The sequence below is a fragment of the Halomonas sp. GFAJ-1 genome, assembly GCF_000236625.2.
Classification (GTDB): Bacteria; Pseudomonadota; Gammaproteobacteria; order Pseudomonadales; family Halomonadaceae; genus Vreelandella.
The window spans coordinates 1-17,343 of sequence record NZ_AHBC01000035.1; the positions used below are offsets into that span (position 1 = coordinate 1).

15 protein-coding genes are annotated in these 17,343 nt (G+C 57.0%); 11 read left to right on the plus strand and 4 right to left on the minus strand.

Going from position 1 to position 17,343, the window contains the following annotated elements:
- A partial coding sequence (gene purL / locus MOY_RS09495; protein ID WP_009099063.1) for a phosphoribosylformylglycinamidine synthase occupies window positions 1–2,963 on the minus strand: 2,963 nt, incomplete at its 3' end.
- Between the two features lie 183 nt (window positions 2,964–3,146).
- Between purL and mltF the strand changes: the two genes are divergently transcribed.
- The 3 genes from mltF (at window position 3,147) to MOY_RS09510 (ending at window position 5,537) form a co-directional block, all read left to right on the plus strand.
- Window positions 3,147–4,610 (plus strand): membrane-bound lytic murein transglycosylase MltF, encoded by a 1,464-nt coding sequence (gene mltF, locus MOY_RS09500; protein WP_009099065.1) that lies wholly within the window; start codon window positions 3,147–3,149, stop codon window positions 4,608–4,610.
- 201 nt (window positions 4,611–4,811) lie between these two features.
- Window positions 4,812–5,288, plus strand: coding sequence for a hypothetical protein (locus MOY_RS09505; RefSeq protein ID WP_009099067.1), 477 nt, complete (start codon window positions 4,812–4,814; stop codon window positions 5,286–5,288).
- A 33-nt stretch (window positions 5,289–5,321) separates the two neighbouring features.
- On the plus strand, window positions 5,322–5,537 hold the full coding sequence (locus tag MOY_RS09510; RefSeq protein ID WP_009099070.1) for a GGDEF domain-containing protein: 216 nt from the start codon (window positions 5,322–5,324) through the stop codon (window positions 5,535–5,537).
- Window positions 5,538–5,632: 95 nt separating this feature from the next.
- On the opposite strand, the gene tadA is transcribed toward MOY_RS09510, so the two are convergent.
- Complete coding sequence (gene tadA, locus MOY_RS09515; protein ID WP_210403930.1) at window positions 5,633–6,103, minus strand: tRNA adenosine(34) deaminase TadA; 471 nt, start codon at window positions 6,101–6,103, stop codon at window positions 5,633–5,635.
- A 111-nt stretch (window positions 6,104–6,214) separates the two neighbouring features.
- Here tadA and MOY_RS09520 point away from each other — a divergent pair, with 111 nt between their 5' ends.
- Window positions 6,215–7,036 carry an acyl-CoA thioesterase gene (locus MOY_RS09520; protein WP_009099076.1) on the plus strand — a complete coding sequence of 274 codons (822 nt, stop codon included), beginning with the start codon at window positions 6,215–6,217 and terminating at the stop codon, window positions 7,034–7,036.
- 98 nt (window positions 7,037–7,134) lie between these two features.
- On the opposite strand, the gene MOY_RS09525 is transcribed toward MOY_RS09520, so the two are convergent.
- Together MOY_RS09525 and rpmE are read right to left on the minus strand one after the other, a co-directional pair.
- Window positions 7,135–8,406, minus strand: a complete 1,272-nt coding sequence (locus MOY_RS09525) for a malic enzyme-like NAD(P)-binding protein (RefSeq protein ID WP_009099078.1) — start codon at window positions 8,404–8,406, stop codon at window positions 7,135–7,137.
- A gap of 332 nt (window positions 8,407–8,738) precedes the next feature.
- Entirely contained in the window at window positions 8,739–8,954 is a 216-nt protein-coding gene (gene rpmE / locus MOY_RS09530) for a 50S ribosomal protein L31 (RefSeq protein ID WP_009099080.1), read from the minus strand.
- 19 nt (window positions 8,955–8,973) lie between these two features.
- Here rpmE and MOY_RS09535 point away from each other — a divergent pair, with 19 nt between their 5' ends.
- From MOY_RS09535 to ubiE, 7 genes are all read left to right on the plus strand, one after another.
- Entirely contained in the window at window positions 8,974–11,358 is a 2,385-nt protein-coding gene (locus MOY_RS09535) for a primosomal protein N' (protein WP_009099082.1), read from the plus strand.
- A 143-nt stretch (window positions 11,359–11,501) separates the two neighbouring features.
- Window positions 11,502–13,187 carry an arginine--tRNA ligase gene (argS, locus tag MOY_RS09540; protein WP_009099084.1) on the plus strand — a complete coding sequence of 562 codons (1,686 nt, stop codon included), beginning with the start codon at window positions 11,502–11,504 and terminating at the stop codon, window positions 13,185–13,187.
- A 3-nt stretch (window positions 13,188–13,190) separates the two neighbouring features.
- Window positions 13,191–13,922, plus strand: coding sequence for an SPOR domain-containing protein (locus tag MOY_RS09545; RefSeq protein ID WP_009099086.1), 732 nt, complete (start codon window positions 13,191–13,193; stop codon window positions 13,920–13,922).
- A 171-nt stretch (window positions 13,923–14,093) separates the two neighbouring features.
- Window positions 14,094–14,627, plus strand: coding sequence for an ATP-dependent protease subunit HslV (gene hslV / locus MOY_RS09550; protein WP_009099088.1), 534 nt, complete (start codon window positions 14,094–14,096; stop codon window positions 14,625–14,627).
- 10 nt (window positions 14,628–14,637) lie between these two features.
- Window positions 14,638–15,960 (plus strand): ATP-dependent protease ATPase subunit HslU, encoded by a 1,323-nt coding sequence (gene hslU / locus MOY_RS09555; protein WP_009099090.1) that lies wholly within the window; start codon window positions 14,638–14,640, stop codon window positions 15,958–15,960.
- Window positions 15,961–16,076: 116 nt separating this feature from the next.
- Window positions 16,077–16,460 (plus strand): gamma-butyrobetaine hydroxylase-like domain-containing protein, encoded by a 384-nt coding sequence (locus MOY_RS09560; protein ID WP_009099092.1) that lies wholly within the window; start codon window positions 16,077–16,079, stop codon window positions 16,458–16,460.
- Window positions 16,461–16,582: 122 nt separating this feature from the next.
- Window positions 16,583–17,338 carry a bifunctional demethylmenaquinone methyltransferase/2-methoxy-6-polyprenyl-1,4-benzoquinol methylase UbiE gene (gene ubiE, locus MOY_RS09565; protein ID WP_009099094.1) on the plus strand — a complete coding sequence of 252 codons (756 nt, stop codon included), beginning with the start codon at window positions 16,583–16,585 and terminating at the stop codon, window positions 17,336–17,338.
- The last annotated feature ends 5 nt before the right edge of the window (window positions 17,339–17,343 follow it).

A 17,343-nucleotide genomic window follows, 5' to 3' on the forward strand; every position in this document is an offset into this window, starting at 1 on the left:
GTTTCTAATAACGGTTCTTCAAACAGCGTGACCCGTACTTGGTCGTCGTAGCGGGGGCGGGCAATAACGCCGCAGGTCTCAATACCCGCGATGGCAAACTGGGTCAGCACTTCTTCAGTGTCTGCCCGGTTCACCTGAATCACCGCGCCTAGCTCTTCCGAGAACAGCGCGTTAAAGGCTTCCACCGGCTCGTCGATCAGCCAGTCCAATTTAATTTCAAGGCCCGCATGGGCAGCAAAGGCCATTTCCAGCAACGTGACCAGTAGGCCGCCATCGCTGCGATCATGATAGGCCAACAGCTTACCGTCGCGGTTGAGGCCCTGGATTACCTCGAAAAACGCTTTTAGGTCTTCGGGGTCGTCCACATCGGGGCATTCGTTGCCTACTTGGCCATACACCTGCGCCAGCGCCGAGCCGCCCAAGCGGTTTTGGCCATTCCCCAGGTCAATCAGGATCAAGTCAGACTCTTCTTGCTCCACATTGATTTGCGGGGTCAGCGTGGCAAGCGCATCAGTCACCGGCGCAAACCCCGTCACCACCAGGGAGAGCGGTGAAGTGATGCTCTTCTCGTCAGCATCGTCCTGCCAAGCGGTGCGCATGGACATGGAGTCCTTGCCCACGGGTATAGCAATGCCTAGTGCTGGGCAGAGTTCCATACCCACTGCATGCACCGCTTCAAATAGCGCTTGGTTTTCGCCAGGGTGGTCCGCGGCGCTCATCCAGTTAGCCGAGAGCTTAATATCGGATAGCTTGGCAATGGGCGCGGCGGCTAAGTTGGTAATCGCTTCGGCAACGGCCAAACGGGCGCTGGCGGCGGGGTTAATCAGCGCGACCGGTGGGCGCTCGCCCATGGCCATCGCTTCACCGGCATGGGTGTCAAAGCTTGCGGTAGTAACAGCAACATCAGCCACCGGCACCTGCCACGGGCCAACCATCTGGTCACGGGCCACTTGGCCGGTAATGGAGCGGTCGCCAATGGTGATCAAGAAGCTTTTAGAGGCCACCGCAGGCAAACGCAGCACCCGGTCCAGCGCCTCACGTAGGTCCAGGTTGTCGAGCATCACACCGGAAAGCTCAGGCGTTTGACGCTCAAATGTGCGGGTCATCTTGGGGGCTTTGCCAAACAGCACGCTCATCGGTAGATCGACGGGTTTGGTGTCAAAATGACCGTCGCGCACTTCTAGGTGATGATGCTCAAGAGCCTCGCCCACTACCGCGTAGGGGCAGCGCTCGCGCTTACACAGCGCATCGAAAGTAGCTAAATCTTCCGGCGCCACCGCCAGTACATAGCGCTCCTGGGCTTCGTTACACCAAATTTCCAGCGGGCTCATGCCGGGTTCAGCGTTGGGCACCGCGCGCAGGTCAAACAGACCGCCGCGGTTACCATCTTTGACGAGTTCTGGCAGCGCGTTGGAAAGCCCCCCTGCACCTACGTCGTGAATAAAGCGAATGGGGTTTTGAAGACCTAACGCCCAACAGCGGTCGATGACCTCTTGAGCGCGACGCTCGATCTCCGGGTTTTCCCGCTGAACCGAGGCAAAGTCCAAATCGGCACTTGAAACACCTGATGCCATGCTGGACGCCGCACCGCCGCCCAAACCAATCAGCATGGCAGGGCCACCCATGACAATCAGCTTACCGCCAACGGGAATTTCGCCCTTTTGCACGTGCTGCGCGCGAATATTACCGTAGCCACCCGCCAGCATGATCGGCTTGTGGAACCCCCTGCGCTCAATGCCACCTTCACTCAGCGTATCCTGCTCGTAGGTGCGGAAGTAGCCGGTTAGGTTGGGGCGGCCAAACTCGTTATTAAACGCTGCGCCACCGATCGGGCCATCCAGCATAATTTGCAACGCCGACTGCATACGCTCGGGCTTGCCGTAATCAAAGGCTTCCCAAGGCTGCACGAATTCGGGAATACGCAGGTTAGAAACCGTAAAGCCCGAGAGACCCGCTTTGGGCTTACCGCCGATGCCGGTGGCGCCTTCGTCACGAATTTCACCACCTGAGCCTGTCGCTGCCCCTGGAAATGGCGCAATCGCCGTGGGGTGGTTGTGGGTTTCCACCTTCATCAGAATGTGGATCGGCTCTTGGTGAGCATCGTAGCTAGCGCGCTCGCCCTCGGCACCCGTTAGCGGCGTGGGGAAGAAGCGTCCACCGTAGCTGCCCTTAATCACCGCCGCGTTGTCGCTGTAGGCGGAAAGCACGTTATCCGGCGAGGACGCAAAGGTATTCTTAATCATCTTAAACAGCGAATAGGGCTGCGCTTCACCATCAATTACCCAGTCCGCGTTGAAGATTTTATGGCGGCAGTGCTCAGAGTTTGCCTGGGCAAACATCATCAGCTCGACATCGCTTGGGTTGCGGCCAAGCTCAACAAACGCAGCCACTAAGTAGTCAATTTCATCTTCTGCCAGGGCCAGGCCAAGCTCGCGGTTAGCCGTTGCTAAGGCGTCGCGGCCACCGTCTAAAATATCCACACTGCCAAGGGGGGCTGGCGCGTGATGGGCAAACAGTTTGGCGGCGTCGGCGGCATCGTCCAGCACGGTTTCTATCATGCGGTCATGTAGCAGTGCGGCGACTGCCTGCAGGGTGTCAGCGCTGACGTCTCCGCGTAGCCCTACTCGGTAATCAATACCTCGCTCAATGCGGCTAATTTGACCCAGCCCACAGTTATGGGCGATATCGGTTGCTTTAGAGGACCAGGGAGACTGAGTGCCTAAGCGCGGCACCACCAGAAAACGCTGGGCGTTTTCCGGGGCGTCTTGGCTTTCGTGGCTACCGTAGTCGAGCAGCTGAGCTAAACGCTCTTGAGTGGCGTTATCGAGCTCTTCGTGGTGATCAATGAAGTGGACGTAATGGGCGGATAGCGCCTCCACCTCCGGAACACGTTCACGCAACACCGTTAACAGCCGTTCATGGCGGAAGGCAGAAAGGGCGGGTGCGCCTCGCAGTTCGAGCATATCTGGGAGCCTCTAAAGCAGGAAGAGTTCGAGCAGGAAATCACCAGGCCGCAATGCGACCCCTCTTTATGATACCAATAAGTGCCTATGATACTGGAAAGCGTCGGCCACACGAAATCAACAAGGTGACAGCCTCTTAAAGGCTGGGTATCGTGACAGCATGTTTCACGCTGAACTGACGCCATGCTAACGCTGATCTACCGACACTTTGTTACCTCCCTAAGCACCTATAGGGCGTTAGCTATCACTGTTTTACTGGTAATGATTACCCCGCCTTCCTGGGTGCCGCCAAGCGAGCATTTAACCCAGATACAGGCAAAAGACTTTATTACTATTCATACCCGTAATACGCCAACAACCTATTACGAGGGCCGCCAAGGCCCTACCGGGTTTGAGTACGAGTTAATGCAGCGGTTTGCTGACCACCTGGACGTCAGCTTAAATCTAAACGCCAGCCATCATCCCGAAAGCGTACTGCCAGCGGTGCGCGAGCAAGGCGATTTAGGCGCGGCGGGACTGCCGTTACTGCCCGACTCACCAGGCATCCACTACACCCGCCCCATTATTCAGATGCAGCCACTGGTGGTGTATCGACGCGGTCTACACGGAATTGCCCACCCCGAGGATTTAGTCGGCATTGAACTTGGCACGCTTAGCGGCGCAGGCACCAGCCAAGCGCTGTTGGCGCTACAAAGCGACTACCCGGCACTTAGTTGGAAAGAGTCTCATGAGATAGAAGTTGCCGAACTGCTTGCCCAAGTTGAAAACGGCACGCTGGATGCGGCGCTCATTTTTGACCACCAGTTCCGGCTTAACCGGCTGTTTTTTCCTAATGTGGAACGGGGATTTTTTCTCGACGAGCCGCTGTCAATGGCATGGGCAGTGCCCAGCAGTCGAGGCTTGGGGCTGTTGGAAGCCGCCAACCAATTTCTTCAAACGCTCCAAGAGGACGGCACGCTGGAGCAGCTGGTTAACCGCTACTTCGGCCACGATGACTACCTTGAGTACGTGGGAACGCGCACTTTCTTAGCGCACTTAAACGAGCGCCTGCCCTCCTACACCGAGCTTTTTAAACAGGCAGCTCAGGAAACAGGCTTTGATTGGAAACTTCTGGCTGCCGTGGGCTATCAGGAGTCCCATTGGGACCCTGATGCCGTATCACCTACCGGGGTGCGTGGTTTGATGATGCTTACCAACCCAACAGCCAGCGAGATGGGCATTGCCGACCGCACGGACCCAGCACAAAGTATCGACGGCGGCGCACGCTACCTACGCAGCATTAAAGACCGGCTGCCGGAAAGCATTACCGGTGATGACCGGCTCTATATGGCCATGGCGGCTTACAACGTGGGGCTTGGGCATCTTTATGACGCTCGCAGGATCGCAGAAACCCTCGGCGGAGACCCTGATAGCTGGCAAGAGGTACGCACCGCGCTGCCGCTTCTCCAGCAGCGCGAGTGGCACAGCCAAACCCGCCACGGCTATGCCCGTGGCGGCGAGCCGGTCATCTATGTGCGCAACATACGCCGCTATTACGAAATGATTGAGTATGTTGAGCGTAGTCGGCTCCAGTTTTTCCAACTAGGGCAAACGCCTATCAACGATGAGTCGCCGCTATTGTTCGAGCTTGTGCCGCCGCTTAATTGATACGAGGAAGCAGTCTCTATGCCCATTGCACAAGCGGAGCGCTGGCTATCAGTCACTGCAGCCTGCTTTGCTATTACGCTTGTTGTAATGCAACCCAGCGTTAGCTCAATAGCACTCGTGCTGTTAGCGCTAGGCCTGCTATGCGCTCAAAAAGATCGCTGACTATTTGCAAGCCTGCTCAGCTCTGGGACGATTGGCGTTTTGCTACCGGGACTTATCAGCTACCTACTACCGGAAAACTGGGTAACAACGGCCCGCTGGGAAACCCTGGCTGCTTGGATATACCCTGGCAGCGTTGAGCGCTTCCAAGCACCGCTATTCATGACCCTGGCTTTGCAACTGAGCGCATTAGCACTCCTGCTACGCCATCGAGTGCGCTTAGGCGCAGCAGCCATGGCTGTCAGCCTGCCCTTATTTGCTGAGAAACTGTTTACGCAGTTGCCTGCAAACCAAGGGGCCATACAGTGGTACAACGACACTCATGTGTTGGCAGAACATGGAGACTCTACCGACCCAGGCCACTGGGCATACCACTACTCCATTTATTTACTAGATAAGTCACTGACCCTCTCTTATCAACCACGGCGCCAGTACCTGATTAGCCAATTACCTCGACTACCCTCAATCAGCTTAGTCATTGGCTTAATCCTTGCCTATTTACTCTATCTCGTGCTCTAAACGTTTCAGCGCTTAGGACAGCAACATAGCGCAATGCAAAAAAGTAACGCCGCGCTTCAACAAGAGATCAAAAAACACAGCAAGCTACAGCAAGAAATTGAGTGGCTAGCGCGCCATGATGAATTAACCGGCATTGCCAATCGTCGCTATTTTCTGGAACAGATGGAGACTGCCCAAGCGATACGTCCCACTAGCTTAGTCCTGTTTGATATCGACCACTTCCCGAAAATCCAGATATGGCGCGTATGATGCAAGCCGCCGACGAAGCGCTTTACAATGCTAAACACCGCGGGCGCAATCGCATTGAGCGGGGCACGCTTAATGCTCGTGAAGATGTTTAACGCCTATTTATTACCAGAGGACGCTCGCTGCTCGATAAAAAAGCGCTTGAGTAGCTTTTTAGCAGGTGCTGCCAGAACACCGCGCGTCACCGCTACTTGATGATTAAACCAGGGCTGGGCCAGCAAGTTGGCTTTCGATTCCACCATGCCGGAACGCGGCTCCGCCGCGCCGTATACCAAGCGGCTTAAGCGTGCATGCACCATGGCCCCTGCACACATCATGCAGGGTTCTAGCGTCACAAACAGCGTACAGCCTTCCAGACGATAGTTGCCCAGCTGCTGCCCTGCCTCACGCAGAGCACAAATTTCGGCATGGCTACTGGGGTCGCAGCTAGCCACCGGCGCATTTCGACCCACCCCGATAATATCGCCCAGGGCGTCCACCACCACAGCGCCCACCGGCACCTCACCTGCTGCATAGGCCAAATGCGCTTGGTCAAGCGCCCGGTGCATGTAAAATTCATCGCTGCGTATCAAGGCAAACTCCGCTAAGGTAGCAAAACGATCGTTTTAATAATTCGATAGCCGCACTAGGTACGCTTTCGGTCATCGGCGGCACAACAGACAGCACCAAGGACACTGAGCATGAATGATGCGCTGAATACGCTGGTAAGTTTACTAGAGTTGGAGACCCTCGAAGAGACGCTATTCCGAGGCCAAAGCCAAGATTTGGGCTTCCCTCAGCTTTACGGTGGCCAAGTATTAGGCCAAGCACTAGCGGCGGCGGCCCGCACCGTACCCGATGAACGCCGCCCCCACTCCCAGCACGGCTACTTTCTTCGCCCAGGCGACCCCCATCGCCCGGTTGTCTACCAAGTTGATACCATTCGCGATGGCGGCAGCTTCACCACGCGGCGGGTGACGGCGATTCAAAAAGGCCGGCCTATCTTCTTCTGTAGCGCCTCGTTTCAAAGCGAGGAAGAGGGCATCAGCCACCAGCGTGCAATGCCCAAAGTACCTACTCCCGAGGCGCTGATTGAAAGCGGTGATGTTAAGCATGCCCGCTTTCCTGGCCACCCCATTGAATTTTTACACTTACCGGAAAATCCGGATAATGGCGCGCCTGCAGGCCAGTGCCTGTGGTTTCGTTTAGCAGGTGGCACGCTGCCTGACGACCCGGCACTGCACCGCCATCTGCTCTCCTATGCATCTGATTTTAACCTGCTCACCACGGGGTTAATCCCCCACGGCATTAAATACACCGACCCCAAACTGCGCATCGCCAGCCTCGATCATGCGCTATGGCTGCATGAGGATACACGGCTGGACGAATGGCTGCTTTACGTCATTGACTCCCCCTGGGCAGGCGGCGCCCGCGGCTTGGCACGCGGCCATATTTACCAGCGCGATGGCCGCTTAGTGGCGTCTACCGCCCAAGAAGGGCTAACCCGCTACCCGCATAGCTAAAAGCTTTTTACCTCAGTCCCTTTTACATGCCCTAAAACGACTACGCCCGCTGATTAGCGGGCGTAGGCTTAACGCGTATAGCAGCGACTTACGGTTACTTAGTTGCCGTAAACGTCGTTAATGGTTTGCAGCGGGTAGTGAGCCGGGTAAGGCTTACGCGCCACGCCGGATTCAACGGCTGCCTGGGCGACAGCAGAGGAAATACGCGCTAGCAGGCGAACATCCACCGGTGTTGGAATAATGTACTCACGACCAAAGCTCATTTCAGTACGCTCGTAGGCATCCAGCACTTCCTGGGGTACCGGCTCACGGGCCAGGTCTTTCAGGGCGTGCACGGCGGCCAGCTTCATCGCTTCGTTAATGCGCGTAGCGCGTACATCCAAGGCACCGCGGAAGATAAACGGGAAACCCAGCACGTTGTTAACTTGGTTGGGGTAGTCTGAGCGGCCAGTGGCCATAATCACGTCTGGGCGGGCTGCGCGGGCAACGTCTGGATGAATTTCCGGATCAGGATTGGTGCACGCAAAAATAACCGGGTCGGCGGCCATTTTCTTCACCTGATCAGCGGACAGCAGGCCAGGACCAGACAGACCAATAAACACGTCAGCACCGTCAATGGCATCGTCTAGCGTGCGCATATCGGTATCGAGGGCAAACTGCGCCTTATACTCATTGATGCCGTCGCGGTGAGTGTGGATAACTCCACGACGATCAAGCATTACTAGGTTTTCTTTTTTAGCGCCACAAGACACCAACAACCGCATGCAGGCAATGGCGGCAGCACCTGCGCCCATGCAGACGATTCTCACGTTCTCAATCGATTTGCCCGCAATATCCAGAGCATTCAGCATGCCCGCCGCGGTCACAATCGCGGTACCGTGCTGATCATCATGGAAAACAGGAATGTTACAGCGCTCGATCAAGGCCTTTTCGATCTCAAAGCACTCAGGCGCTTTAATATCTTCCAGGTTAATGCCACCCCAGGTATCGGCAATACGGGCAACGGTATCAATAAACGCCTGCGGACTCTCAGCGTCAACTTCGATATCCACCGAGTTAATGCCGGCAAAGCACTTGAACAGTACGCCTTTGCCTTCCATTACCGGCTTACTTGCGAGCGGCCCCAAATTACCCAGACCCAGAATCGCGGTACCGTCGGAAATAACAGCGACGAGGTTCCCTTTACCGGTATAACGGTAAGCATTTTCCGCATCGCGGGCAATTTCACGCACCGGCTCAGCAACACCCGGGCTGTAGGCCAGCGCCAAATCCCGCGCAGTCGCGGTGGGCTTGGTTAACTCCACAGAAAGCTTACCGGGGATCGGTTTAGCGTGATAATCCAAAGCCGCTTGCTTGTTTGCATCCGTCATGGTCAGGGTCCAATTAGCCTAAAATAGTTAAGTCACTTCAGAATATAGAAAAAACCCAAGGGTCTCAAGCGCATAGTCAACCTGACAGAAAAACGGCCGTTTTAGCGATTTTTAACTCACGTTCGTAACTTTTATCCGCCATTTGCTGCAACTTATACATCAAGCCACCAGCCATAAAGGTTTGCTTATTGATGCAGCGCAGCATTTTAAGACTGCTTATAAGAGGTATCTTCACGCTATTATCATTTCGACACCCAACAAAAAACCCACGCCGAAGCGTGGGTTTTTGCGCAAAGCACATAACGTGCCTGCGAAGCGCAAATCCGTTAGGATTAGCCGCGCTTAACAGCAGCGCCAAAGCGCTTGTTGAAGCGCTCTACACGGCCACCAGTGGTCGCTTGCTTCTGCTTACCGGTATAGAACGGGTGGCAGTTGGAGCACACGTCCAGAGAGAAGTCCTGACCAGAGGTAGAACCAACCTGGAAGTTTGCACCGCAAGAACAAGTAGCGGTGACCGTGTTGTAATTCGGGTGGATACCTTGTTTCATCTTGAGCCTCATGAGCTGTATGCCGCCACCTGATCCGTTGCCAGGCACCGCATACGGGTGTGAAAAAACTACTAACCGGTTAGTCGCTCGATCTGACAGATTCGAAGCGGCCACGCATTTTAGCAAACTTAACGCCGGAGGCCAATTGCCCGATTCCGTTTCTTCCCTGGGAGGCTCACAAAAGCCAACTCAAGCCTCCTGCCAGGTGCTTAAAGTTGCCCTACCGTCGCCGTTACGGCGTCTATTTGACTATTTACCCGCCCGCCAGACACCTAAAGTGGGCTGGCAGCCGGGGCTTAGGGTGCGCGTACCGTTTGGCCACCGGGAGGTAGTCGGCGTTGTCGTAGCGCTGGCGAACAGCAGCGAACTGCCTCACTCGCAGCTGCGTGCTATTAGCGACGTACTTGATGACGCGCCACTGCCAAGCGATTGGCAGTGGCTGTGCCACTTTACCGCTCGTTACTACCAGCACAGCCTGGGCGACACCATGCAATTGGCTATGCCCGCCAGGCTACGCCAAGGGCATCCCATGGCAGGGCGAACGCAAACGCTTTGGCTACCCATTGAAACGCCTGATGCATCACCCCTGCAGCGTGCCCCCAAACAAGCCGAGCTTTATGCCTTATTACGTCAGCATCCGCACGGCTTGGCAGCGCGCGCTATCAGCGCCCACGGCTTTACCCGCGACCAGTTATTAGCACTGCAAAAAAAAGGGTTCACCCGCGCCGAAGAGATGATTTTAACCGCCTCCAAACCTACCACTGGCAGCTTACTGGCCTCTCCCTCTCTGCCACTTAATCGCGAACAGGCCACGGCGCTGGCCGTGCTACATGAAAAACTCGATAGCTACCACCCTTGCCTGCTGGAGGGGGTTACCGGCAGCGGCAAAACCGAAATTTATCTACAGCTCATTGAGGCGCTGGCCGCCAAGGGGAAGCAATCCCTGGTGCTGGTGCCCGAAATCGGCCTAACGCCCCAAACCCTGGCGCGCTTTAGAAGCCGTTTTCGCGTGCCCGTGGTGGCGCTGCACTCCGGGCTGACCGACCATGAGCGCCTTGATGTGTGGGAAGCCGCTGCCAATGGCCGCGCGCTGGTCATCATTGGCACCCGCTCAGCAATTTTCACCCCACTTGCTAACCCCGGTGCCATTATTGTCGATGAAGAGCATGATGGTTCTTATAAACAGCATGATGGGCTGCGCTACCACGCCCGCGACCTAGCCGTTGCAAGAGCGCACTACCACAACATTCCGTTGTTGCTGGGCAGTGCCACGCCCTCCTTTGAAAGCTTGCAGCAAGCGCTTTGCGGCACGTATCGCCATTTGCGACTGACCCAGCGCCCCAGTCGTCATCCGCCTGCCAAGCTTGAGCTTATCGACCTACGCCACCAGCGCCGCCAGGGCGGGCTGCTGCCAGGCGCCATTAAAGCCATAAAGAGCACCCTTAATGCGGGCAAGCAGGTATTGGTGTTCATTAATCGTCGCGGCTTTGCCCCCACGCTTGCTTGCCATAGCTGCGGCTGGATGGCCGAATGCGGCCAGTGCGACGCCCGTATGACGCTGCATCGTCAGCCACCGCTGCTGGCCTGCCACCACTGCGATAGCCGTCGCGCCCTGCCAGACGCTTGTCCAGAGTGCGGCAGCGGCGACCTGCGCGCGCTGGGCAGCGGCACCGAGCGTACCGAAGAAACCCTGCAAGGGCTTTTTCCTAAGGTTACCGTTCACCGCATTGATCGCGACAGCACGCGCAAAAAAGAGAGCTTTGAGCAAATACTTAAAGAGATTCAGCGCGGAGAGCCTTGCCTGTTAGTGGGCACCCAGATGCTCGCCAAAGGCCACCACCTGCCCCATGTGACCCTGGTGGTCGTGGTCAATGCGGATGGCGGCCTTTACGCCGCTGACTTCCGCGCTCTGGAGCACAGCGCTCAACTACTGGAACAGGTTGCCGGTCGCGCTGGCCGCGCCGCTCACCCCGGGCGGGTGTTAGTTCAAACCCTGCACCCGGATGACCCGCACTTGGGCCAACTTGCCGAACACGGCTACAGCGCATTGGCACGCAGCCTGCTAGAAGAGCGCCGCATCGCTAAGCTGCCACCGTTCTGCTTTATGGCGCTACTGCGCTTTGAGAGCCCTAAAGAAGAGGCGGCCCGTGCCTTGGCACAGCAGGCCGCCCAAGCACTTCGCCAGTGGTTAAAGGAAGCAGCGCTGCCGGTACGCTGTTTAGGCCCAGTGCCCGCCCCCATGGAGCGGCGCCAAAACCGTTACCACCTTCATATAATGTTGGCCGCAGACAAACGCAGCCAGCGGCACGCCGCTGCCAACTGGTTAGTTCAGTGGCTTGAGGCCAACCGCGAGGCGCGCAAAGTGCGCTGGTCGATCGATATTGACCCGCAAACCCTCGCTTAACAGCGCTGCACCCGGTACCGTCTGCGCTACCCTACTCAGTAATACGGCTTTGAAACTGCGCGCCAATTGCCGATAATGGCCGCTTTGACGCCGCAAAACTGCGCGCATGCACACGCCGCTATCGACGACACCCGGATATTTACATGAAAGACACGATTATTTATTTGCTCGAAGGCGCGGTGACCGCGCTTAAGCACCAAGGCGTGCTGCCCGACGATTTACAGCCAGCCATTAAGGTCGACCCCACCAAAGATAAAGCCCACGGTGACTACGCCACTAACCTGGCGCTGATGCTGGCCAAACCCGCGGGCATGAAACCCCGTGAGCTGGCCGACGTCCTGGTGGCGGCTCTCCCCGCTAGCGACGCGATTCAAAAAACTGAGATTGCAGGCCCAGGGTTCATTAACTTTTTTGCCGCCGCTGATGCCGCGGCGCAAATCGTTGCCCAAGCGCTGGATAGCGGCGACGCCTTTGGCCGCAGCCTGATTGGTAAAGGCGAAAAAGTGCAGGTGGAGTTTGTGTCTGCCAACCCCACGGGCCCGCTGCACGTGGGCCACGGCCGGGGGGCGGCCATTGGCGACTGCCTATGCCGCCTATTAGAAGCCACTGGCTACGATGTGACCCGCGAATTTTACTACAACGACGCTGGCGCCCAGATCAAAAACCTAGCGCTTTCCGTACAGGCACGCGCGAAAGGGCTCGGGCCCGATGACCCCAGCTGGCCGGAAGACGGCTACCGTGGTGAATACATCATCGATGCTGCCAACGACTACATGGCAGGCAAAACAGTGACTGCCGACGACCGTGAAGTCACCGCCAAAGGCGATGCTAACGATCTGAGCGCTATTCAGGATTTCGCCGTTGCCTGGCTGCGCCGGGAGCAGGATCTAGACCTTAAAGCCTTTGGCGTTGAGTTTGACGTCTACTTCTTGGAGTCATCGCTTTATGAAGATGGCAAAGTGGACGCCACCGTCGAAAAGCTGGTCGCCAACGGCCACACTTATGAAGAAGATGGCGCCCTATGGCTGCGCACCACCGACTTTGGCGATGACAAAGACCGTGTAATGCGCAAGCGCGAGGGCGGTTACACCTACTTCCTGCCCGATGTGGCCTACCACCTCAACAAGTGGCAGCGCGGCTTTAAAACCGTGATTAACGAGCAAGGCGCGGACCACCACTCCACCGTGACCCGTGTCCGCGCTGGCCTGCAGGCCCTGGAAGTGGGTATTCCTAAAGGCTGGCCCGACTACGTGCTGCACCAGATGGTCATGGTGACCCGCTCAGGCGTTGAGGTAAAACTCTCCAAACGCGCCGGTAGCTATGTGACGGTGCGCGACCTGATTGATGAAGTAGGCCGCGACGCGACGCGGTTCTTCCTGGCGGCTCGCCGGGCGGATTCGCAGCTGACGTTTGATATTGATTTGGCTCGCTCCCAATCAAACGACAACCCGGTGTACTACATCCAATACGCCCACGCCCGGGTATGCAGCATACTGCGCAAAGCTGAGGATGCAGGCAACCCCTTTGATCATGGCCTCGCCATGGCCAACTTGGCGCTGCTGGATAGCGACCAGGAAAAAGCCGTACTTAACCGTTTGGCTCGCTACCCGGAAGTGGTTGAAAACGCCGCCAAAAACCGCGAACCCCAGCAGGTCGCCCAATACTTGCTGGATTTAGCCGGCGACTTCCACACCTGCTACAACGCGGTCAAAGTCATGGTGGATGACGACACCCTGCGCAATACGCGCTTAGCGCTTGGCCTCGCCACCCGGCAGGTGCTGCGGAACGGGCTTAATCTCATGGGGGTTAGCGCCCCAGAGGAGATGTAAGCTATGGCCAGCCCACGCAAAAAGCCCACCCGCCGCGGCGCCACCTCGCAGCGCAAGTCCACTAACCGCTCCGGCGGTGGGTGGCGTGCTCCCGGCTGGCTTTGGGGGCTGGCAGGGGTGGCCGTTGGTTTTTTCCTAGCGCAGCACCAGCACGGCACCGCTCCTTGGCAAGAGCCGAGCACGACAACGCCCCAGGCCACCGTGCTCCCCAAACCATCCAGTAGCGATGAACGCAGCGCTGCGCGCCAAACAGAGAGCGCGGCAGAACCCTCAATGCCCACCTTTGAGTTCTATACGCTGCTGCCTGAAACCGAGGTTATCGCGCCTGGCGTCACACTGCCCTCTACGGTTACCCGGCCAGAAGTCGCCGAACAGCCAGCCGAAAGCTCCGCGGATAGCAGTCCTGGCGACGACCCGATTGCCCAGGTCATTGCAGCCAACATGCGTCCGGAGGAACAAATCACCGCGACCCAACAAGCGCCCGCCAGCCCCAGCACGCCCAATCGCTACGTACTGCAGGCCGCTTCGTTCCGTGAGCTTAGCGACGCCGAGCAGCTGCGCAGCCGCCTTCGTAACTTGAGCCTGCTTGCGCAAATTAGCGAAGTGCAGGCCGGGGGCGACACATGGCACCGCGTTCAAGTGGGCCCCTATGAAGATACCCGGGAGCTGAACCGTGCCCAGGATCTTATGAGCACCCAAGGTATAGAGCCGCTGCTGATTCAGCTGCAAAACTAGCAAGCCGATCACCTAGAGACGGCCCAAACACGCTTTATCTACCGGCTTTATTGTGCGGGCGGTTGATTTTTTATCAGCCGCCCGCATTTTGTTGGGAATCGCTTTTTTTGCGGCCGCTGTAGTCGGCCCATCAGTCATCGGGAGCACGCCTCCCCCCAAGGAGTTATCTCCATGACCACGATTGTTTCCGTACGCCGCGGTAACCACGTTGCCCTCGCAGGCGACGGCCAGGTCTCACTGGGTAATACCGTGATGAAAGGCAATGCTAGTAAAGTACGCCGCCTCTACCGTGGCAAAGTGCTGGCAGGTTTTGCCGGTGGCACCGCTGATGCATTTACCCTGTTTGAGCGTTTTGAAGCACAGTTAGAAAAGTACCAAGGCCACCTCACCAAAGCCGCCGTTGAGCTTGCCAAAGATTGGCGCACCGACCGCGCACTGCGCCGCCTTGAAGCACTGTTGGCCGTCGCCGACCACAGCGCCTCGCTGATCATTACCGGCAACGGCGATGTCGTCGAACCTGAGCGCGGCATTATTGCGATTGGCTCTGGCGGTAACTATGCCCAGGCCAGCGCCCGAGCGCTGCTCGAAAACACCGAGCTTTCCGCCCGCGACATTACCGAGAAATCCCTGCAAATCGCCGGTGACATCTGCGTATTTACCAATCACCACGTGACGCTTGAAGAGCTGAACATCAACGACCGTTGAGGCCAACTTTATGACCCAGATGACACCCCGCGAAATTGTTCACGCCCTGGATCAATATATTATTGGTCAGCAAGACGCTAAACGCGCCGTCGCCATTGCTCTGCGTAACCGCTGGCGTCGCATGCAGCTCGATGACGACCTGCGCCCTGAAGTCACGCCAAAAAACATATTGATGATTGGCCCCACCGGCGTAGGTAAAACCGAAATTGCCCGCCGCTTGGCCAAACTCGCCCGTGCACCGTTTATTAAAGTTGAAGCCACCAAATTTACCGAAGTGGGCTACGTCGGCCGCGACGTTGAATCGATAATCCGCGACTTAATGGAAGCCGCCATTAAAATGGTGCGCGAGCACGCCAAAGAAGAAGTGGGACACCGCGCCGAAGACGCCGCGGAGGATCGCGTGCTAGACGCCCTTCTACCGCCTCCCCGCGGTCAAGAGGATAAGCCTCGCGAGGATAACGGCACGCGTCAAGTCTTCCGTAAAAAGCTGCGCGAAGGCCAGCTTGACGACAAAGAGATCGATATTGAGGTCTCCTCCCAGGGCCAGGGCATCGACATCATGACCCCGCCGGGAATGGAAGAGATGACCAGCCAGCTGCAGAGCCTTTTCTCCAATATGGGCCAGCAAAAACGCGAGCAGCGCCGTGTGAAGGTGAAAGAAGCGCTGGTGCTGCTGCGCGATGAAGAAGCGGGCAAGCTAGTCAATGAAGAAGAGATCAAAGCCCGCGCTGTTGAAGCTGTTGAGCAGCACGGCATTGTGTTCCTAGATGAGATCGACAAGGTCGCTAAAGGCAGCGGCCAGTCCAGCGGTGGCGAAGTCTCCCGCGAAGGGGTACAGCGCGACCTACTGCCGCTGATTGAGGGCTCTACCGTATCCACCAAGTATGGCATGGTGAAAACCGACCACATACTGTTCATCGCCTCCGGCGCCTTCCACCTGTCGCGCCCCTCGGACCTGATTCCTGAGCTGCAGGGCCGTCTGCCGATTCGCGTTGAGTTAGACGCCCTAACACCGGGCGACTTCCAGCGGATTCTCACCGAGCCATCCGCTTCTCTCACCAAGCAGTATCAGGCACTACTGGCGACGGAAGGGCTGGATATCGAGTTCACGCCAGACGGTATCGAACGTATTGCCGAGATCTCCTGGCAGGTCAACGAAGGCACCGAAAACATCGGCGCTCGCCGCCTGCACACAGTGCTAGAGCGCTTGCTGGAGGAAGCCTCGTTTAAAGGCGGTGATATGGATAGCCCCCTGGTTATCGATGCTGATTACGTCAACGCCCAACTGGGTGAACTGGCGGTGGACGAAGACCTGTCGCGCTATATTTTGTAATCCGTAACTGAGCACGCCTGGTAGGCGCCATCATCATCGCTGCTTGAGCAAGTGCGCAACGGCCAAGCAGCGGTCATGATGTCCACCACCGACGCCGTAAAGAGGTAATGTCATCCATGAACGCTCCCACCCCCACCCGGGTTCACTACCATAAGCAGGCCCGCGAGCTGGAACTTGGTTACGCCAACGGCGACAGCTACCGCCTGCCGGTCGAGTTTTTGCGGGTTTACTCTCCCTCTGCCGAGGTGCGCGGCCACGGCGGCGATACGGCAGTGCTTCAAGTCGGCAAAAAAGATGTCGGCCTACAAAATATTACCCAAGCGGGTAATTACGCGTTGAAGCTACACTTTGACGATGGACATGATAGCGGCCTGTACAGCTGGAACTACCTGTTTGATCTTGCCCAGCACCAGGATGCCTACTGGCAGAACTATCTCCAACGGTTAGAAGAGGCAGGCGCCTCACGGGAACCAGCCAGCATTCAATTTAAACAGCTGTGACGCTGCGCCCCAGGTGAAGCACAGACAAATTGGGGCAGAGAAGGCTACAATATCGCCAACCTTTTTAATGCGACGACCTCCAGGTCGATTATTACCGCCTCGAACTCGGGAGCTACAGCCCCATGAGCCCCACGGATAAACGCACTACCCATTTCGGTTACCAAGAAGTTCCCGTTGACGAGAAAGCCGCTCGGGTAGCTGATGTATTCCACTCAGTCGCTGCTCGCTACGACGTTATGAATGACCTCATGTCCATGGGCATTCACCGCGTTTGGAAGCGACTCACCATTGAGCGCGCTGGCGTTCGCCCTGGCCACCAGGTGTTAGACATTGCTGGCGGCACCGGTGATCTAACGCTTAAGTTTTCACGCTTGGTCGGCCCCAGTGGCAAAGTGGTGCTTGCTGACATCAACGCGTCCATGTTGAAAGTAGGCCGAGACAAGCTGATGGATAACGGCGTAGGCGGCAACGTTGAGTACGTTCAGGCTAACGCCGAGTGCCTGCCGTTTCCCGACAATAGCTTCGACTGCATCACTATCGCCTTCGGCCTACGCAACGTTACCGATAAAGACGCCGCGCTGCGCTCCATGGCCCGGGTGCTAAAACCCGGTGGCCGGCTGTTGGTGCTTGAATTTTCAAAGCCCGATAACCCGCTACTGTCCAAAGCCTACGACGAGTACTCCTTCCGTCTGCTGCCCAAAATGGGTGAGCTAGTGGCGGGCGATGGCGAAAGCTATCGCTATCTGGCGGAGTCTATTCGTATGCACCCTGACCAAGAAACGCTGAAAGGGATGATGGAAACCGCAGGCCTTGAACGGGTTGAATATACCAACCTGACCGGCGGCATCGTTGCCCTTCACCGTGGCATCAAACTATGAAGTCA

What these genes read in the sequence shown, in the direction of transcription:
- MOY_RS09545 (WP_009099086.1), top strand. Translation starts at nt 13,191, where the DNA reads ATGGCCAGCCCACGCAAAAAGCCCACCCGCCGCGGCGCCACCTCGCAG.
- hslV (WP_009099088.1), top strand. Translation starts at nt 14,094, where the DNA reads ATGACCACGATTGTTTCCGTACGCCGCGGTAACCACGTTGCCCTCGCA.
- MOY_RS09520 (WP_009099076.1), top strand. Translation starts at nt 6,215, where the DNA reads ATGAATGATGCGCTGAATACGCTGGTAAGTTTACTAGAGTTGGAGACC.
- mltF (WP_009099065.1), top strand. Translation starts at nt 3,147, where the DNA reads ATGCTAACGCTGATCTACCGACACTTTGTTACCTCCCTAAGCACCTAT.
- MOY_RS09510 (WP_009099070.1), top strand. Translation starts at nt 5,322, where the DNA reads ATGCAAAAAAGTAACGCCGCGCTTCAACAAGAGATCAAAAAACACAGC.
- MOY_RS09535 (WP_009099082.1), top strand. Translation starts at nt 8,974, where the DNA reads ATGCCGCCACCTGATCCGTTGCCAGGCACCGCATACGGGTGTGAAAAA.
- rpmE (WP_009099080.1), bottom strand. Translation starts at nt 8,954, where the DNA reads ATGAAACAAGGTATCCACCCGAATTACAACACGGTCACCGCTACTTGT.
- argS (WP_009099084.1), top strand. Translation starts at nt 11,502, where the DNA reads ATGAAAGACACGATTATTTATTTGCTCGAAGGCGCGGTGACCGCGCTT.
- MOY_RS09525 (WP_009099078.1), bottom strand. Translation starts at nt 8,406, where the DNA reads ATGACGGATGCAAACAAGCAAGCGGCTTTGGATTATCACGCTAAACCG.
- hslU (WP_009099090.1), top strand. Translation starts at nt 14,638, where the DNA reads ATGACCCAGATGACACCCCGCGAAATTGTTCACGCCCTGGATCAATAT.
- ubiE (WP_009099094.1), top strand. Translation starts at nt 16,583, where the DNA reads ATGAGCCCCACGGATAAACGCACTACCCATTTCGGTTACCAAGAAGTT.
- MOY_RS09560 (WP_009099092.1), top strand. Translation starts at nt 16,077, where the DNA reads ATGAACGCTCCCACCCCCACCCGGGTTCACTACCATAAGCAGGCCCGC.